This is a genomic window from Streptococcus sp., from assembly GCF_030825805.1.
GTDB lineage: Bacteria > Bacillota > Bacilli > Lactobacillales > Streptococcaceae > Streptococcus.
Window position 1 is genome coordinate 1 of sequence record NZ_JAPJPF010000068.1, and the last position, 3,942, is coordinate 3,942.

Below are 3,942 nucleotides of genomic sequence, written 5' to 3' on the forward strand. Positions count from 1 at the left end.
TTGCTCGATAATCCAAAGACAATTGAGAGGCTAGGACTTTTGTCCCAGCCTCTTTTATGTTATGTTTCTTTAGTTCCCTGCTCCTAAAAATTGATCCACAAAGAAACTGAAGTAAGATTTCTCTCCTGTGATCAGGACACACTTCCCTTCTAAACCGTATCGTAGGAGTTTGGCCTCCTGATCCTTGAGACGGAGAATTCCCTCTATTTTGAAAAAGTTCCCCTGTTCTGTCCGAGTGGCACTCGAAGCAATTGAGCTAATACGGGCCTCTAGCGTAATTGGTTTTTGTTTACTTCCCTGTGTGCTAAAGCGAATCCGATCACCTACATGAATCGTGGCTATATCTTTTGAAGGGATATAGGTGACAATCTTGACTTCTTTTTCTTTCTGAATGAGAGGATAAACTTGAGCCAAAGGAGTACCTTCTGCTACAATATTCGCTCCTTTTGTTTCATCATTCAAATGAATCACCCCTTCATCCTTGGCTAGAATCCGAGTCTTCTGAAGAAGATTTTCTTGTGTTTTTAACTTACTGTCTAGATCTGCGATTTGCTGAGAAAGAAGCAGTAAATCTTGTCCAATCTTACTCAGCTGTTGAGCTTTCAGGGAGGCTATTTGACTATCTAAGCTGGTCGAAAAAGCTTGTTGGCTTCCGGATCCCGCATATTGGATTCGATAATTAGAAATACTTGCCTCTAACTGCTGGATTTGACTATCTAGCTGACTGATAAAAGAAGCTTGTGCTTGAGCGTTTTCTTCTCCATGTGGTTGCTGAGCGTAACTCTGGTAGAGAGAGTAAAGTGGATGAGTCGCATCCAGACTTCTTCCCTCTAGTAGAGCTGATTTTAGACTATGGTAATCAGCTAATCGCTTCTCTTGGTCTTGGATAGCTTGGCCAATTTCTGCTTGACTGGAACTTGCACTGGCATTTTGAGAAGCAATGGTTGCATTTTGTTGATGAGCTTGCGCTTGGAGAATCGCTATTTGTTGCTGGTAATCCTTAAACAGCTGGTCATACCCAAAATGCTCATTTCCTGTAAACTGGCTCTCCCCAGACTCAATGCTCGTTTTCAACAATTTTAATTGTTCCTCTTGTTTCTTCAAGAGGTCGAGCTGTTGCGTTAAGCTCATTCCTTGTTGTTTTTCCTGATTCTCTTGGTATTCTACCAAGATTTCTCCCTTCTTAATCTCTTTATTTTCCTTCAAATGGTTGACTTGAATGGGAGAATTACTCGTTGACTGGATTTGGTCCACCACGCGCGTTGCTTCAATCGTCCCACGACTAGATAAGGTCACTTCCTTCTTGGCAAAGACAGAGAAACCGACAATAAACAGTAGTAAAAGAAAACAAGGGACTACCCATAAACTAGCAAAATTATGGAAACGTTTCTGATAGAATTCTGCACTTTCAAAATATTTTTCGTTCATCATACTCTCTTTTTTTCTCCTAGTCCTCTCTTAACAAGTAACCAAATGGTTGTAATAGCCATTCTTTTTCAGCAGTTCTTCATGGTTCCCTTCTTCCTTCAGACGACCTTGGTCCATGAGGAAGACTTTTTCAGACCGTTCTGCAATCGTTAACCGATGGGCGATAAAGATAATCGTTTTGTCTAAGGCCATCAAGCGGTCCACAATTTTCTTCTCCGTCAAGATATCCAGGTTGCTGGTCGCTTCATCCAAGATCAGAATCGGAGCGTCCGTTAATAAGGCACGCGCCAAGGCAATCCGCTGCCGTTGACCACCAGAGATTCCCATGCCATCCGTAGTTAATTCTGTTTGGTAATTGAGGGGCATACGCTCAATGTCTTCTCGAATTCCTGCGATTTCAACAGCGCGCAAGATATCTTCCTGACTAGTTTCTTCCCGCGCTCCCAGTAACAAGTTCTCTAAAATCGTACCGTTAAAGACATAGGGCTGCTGGGGTAAATAATTGATTTGTTGACGGAGCAAGGTCTTATCCACTTGCTGGATATCCGTTCCTCCCAGGCGAATCGTCCCTTTATTGGGTTGGTAGAAATTCACCATCATCTTTGCTAGCGTGGTTTTTCCAGAACCTGAAATACCAACAAAACTTACCTTGCTCCCTTTTTTGATCGTGAGACTGATATCGGTAAGAACGTTAGCTCCAAAACCGTACTTGTAGTCCACTCCCTCAAAAACCAGATCACCATCGAGAGCCTCACGATCTTGAAGAGGCTTCTTCTCTGCGAACTCAGAGTCTATCAAATAGACTTCATTCAGACGAGTATTGGCCACTCGGGCTGCTTGAAGTTTGGTTTGGAGGTTGATCAAGTTCTCTAGAGGACCTGTGAAATAAACAAGGAGAGTGTTGTAGGTGATCAACTGCCCCAAGCTCAATTCTTGCTTCATGACCAAATGAGCTCCCAACCACAAGACCAAGACATTCAAAATCAACTGGGCCAAGTGTTTGAGCCCCTTTTGCAGACTCTCCGCCTTGCTCATGGCAAAGGACTTCTTCAGATAATCCACAAATTCTGAGTCAATCTTTTGATAGCGACTGCGTTCACTGGTAAGAGACTTGATGGTTTCAATCCCATTGATATCTTCGATAATAGAAGAAGACAAGACACTATTGGCTTCCATGGTTTCATTATTTAAGCGCTCAAAAGGCTTCATAAAGGCAAAAATAATGACCGCATAAATCGGTAGCAAGAGAATAGTCAAGAAAAAGAGGTGAGCATTTTGGCTAAACAGGACTACTGATAAAATCAAAACAATAGACAGATCCAAAAAGATTGAGAGCAGCGTACTAGCCAGAGCATCGATAATGCGGTTGGCATCTGTAAAACGTGACACCACTTCTCCTGTCCGTCGAGTCGCAAAGAAACTCATAGGCAACTGAAAAACATGCTTAATATAGGATAGAATGACATCAATAGACAAGCGTTGGCCTAAAACAAGAAGCAAGTAATCTTGCGCATAGGTCAGGACTTGCTGTAAGATGTAAACCACGATCAACCCTAGTGAAATCACACTCAGCGTCTGCTTCATCTGATCAGGCACATAGGTATCAATAATCGATTGTAGGTAGTAAGAACCCACAATATTGATGAGGGTCACCAATAACGTTGCAAGAACAATATGCAGAACCAATTGCCGCTGTTTAAACAAAAGAGGGACAAAATCTAAAAGCCCATTTTTCTTTTCTTTACTTGGTTGATAGGCTGGAGTCGGGGCCAAGGCAATGACAATCCCTGTCCATTCCTTTTCAAACTCCTCGATCGTCAATTTGGTCATCTTTACCTTTGGATCTGGATCGGCTATGTAAAGATGCTTTTTATCTTTCTTATAGACTACGTAATAATGAGGGAGACGCCCATCCTTGATCACGTGGACAATCAATGGATAGGTCACTCCTTCCAAGTCAAAAAGTGTGCGATCTGCTCGGAAGGCGCGTGTCTCAAATCCCAACTCCTCAGCCACCTTGACCAGACCTAAGGCGGTCGTTCCATCTGCAGTCGTTTTTGCCTTCTCCCGCAGACTGGCCAAAGAATAGTATGAGCCATAGTAGCCAAAGACCATGGCCAAAGCAGCAACACCGCAGTCTCTCATATCAACTTGTTGGCGATAATGTTTTTTCTTAAATCCCATAAGAACCCTTTCCAATCGTTTGTTTCATCTTAACAAAATGGACAATCTGAGAAGAAAAAATCGCTATTTTGTTTATTATTTTAGGTATTTGGTCACAAAAATCTCCAAATCAGGAGAGTTGTTATTTATTTTGTAAAAGAAAAACCGCCTATTTTTACAGGCGGACATTTCTTTCTATGAAGTAAACTTAGGGAGCAAATAACTGAACAAACCCAGAAATCGAGGATTGAAGACAAAACAAAAAGCCCACTGTTGTAGGCTTTCTGCAAGTTTTTTCTTAAAATTAAAGCATTTTGTTGTAGAATTCAACGACAAGTGCTTCGTTGATTT

General features: G+C 41.9%; 2 protein-coding genes. Both read right to left on the minus strand.

The features are described 5' to 3' along the window. Positions 1-69: 69 nt before the first annotated feature. The gene (locus RCH62_RS08330) at positions 70-1,428 is read right to left on the minus strand and encodes a bacteriocin secretion accessory protein (RefSeq protein ID WP_306475015.1); all 1,359 of its coding nucleotides are present in this window, start codon (positions 1,426-1,428) and stop codon (positions 70-72) included. Between the two features lie 30 nt (positions 1,429-1,458). Further along, positions 1,459-3,612: a peptide cleavage/export ABC transporter ComA gene (comA, locus tag RCH62_RS08335; protein WP_306475016.1), complete on the minus strand. Its 2,154-nt coding sequence runs from the start codon at positions 3,610-3,612 to the stop codon at positions 1,459-1,461. Positions 3,613-3,942 lie beyond the last annotated feature (330 nt).

Excerpts from the sequence above, each read along its gene's own strand:
- comA (WP_306475016.1), bottom strand. The coding sequence starts at position 3,612 with ATGGGATTTAAGAAAAAACATTATCGCCAACAAGTTGATATGAGAGAC.
- RCH62_RS08330 (WP_306475015.1), bottom strand. The coding sequence starts at position 1,428 with ATGAACGAAAAATATTTTGAAAGTGCAGAATTCTATCAGAAACGTTTC.